Genomic DNA, 639 nt, shown 5'->3' with positions numbered 1-639 from the left:
GATGTGTTGCTTACTCTGTGCGAACGAAAGACGCGTCAGTTCTTCATGATCAAGATTGAGGATAAGACCTCAGCTAGCGTTATGAAGGCATTTGACAAGCTTCGAGAGTACTACGGATCCAAATGGAATCAAATCTTTAAGTCTATCACAACTGACAACGGATCTGAGTTCGCAGATCTATCCAATCTTGAGCAAGTTTCCAAGACTCTTGTGTACTACGCTCACCCTTATACATCCTGTGATAAAGGCAGCGTAGAACGGCACAACGGGCTTATCAGACGCTATATTCCCAAGGGAGACCGTATGGATAAGTACAGTGTGGAAGATATTGCTAAGATCGAGGTATGGTGCAACTCTCTTCCTCGGAAGATCTTAAACTACAAGACTCCAGAAGAGTACTTTGACACCGAACTTGACCGCATTTACCGGCGTAGATAGTCAAAATCTGCCAGATGTTATGGTAAGTGTTCAATTTATTCTTGCAATTGGCGTTCATTATTTGATACATCTTGGTACCAAAGATTTATTAGAAAATATGTTACAGGTGGTAATGGGTCCATCGGAAATCTAAAGAAAAATGATCTCGATAAACAATACGTAAAGGTACCAACAACAAGTGAACAAGAACGAATTGGAGAG

Annotated in this window: 1 pseudogene; it reads left to right on the top strand. The window is 41.2% G+C overall.

From position 1 onward, the window contains the following. A pseudogene (locus FQU96_RS42000) lies at positions 1-438 on the top strand (IS30-like element ISL7 family transposase); the annotation flags it as partial. Positions 439-639: the final 201 nt, after the last annotated feature.

This window comes from Reyranella sp. CPCC 100927, from assembly GCF_007859315.1.
Classification (GTDB): domain Bacteria; phylum Pseudomonadota; class Alphaproteobacteria; order Reyranellales; family Reyranellaceae; genus Vineibacter.
This window is presented reverse-complemented; position numbering and strand designations above follow the sequence as displayed.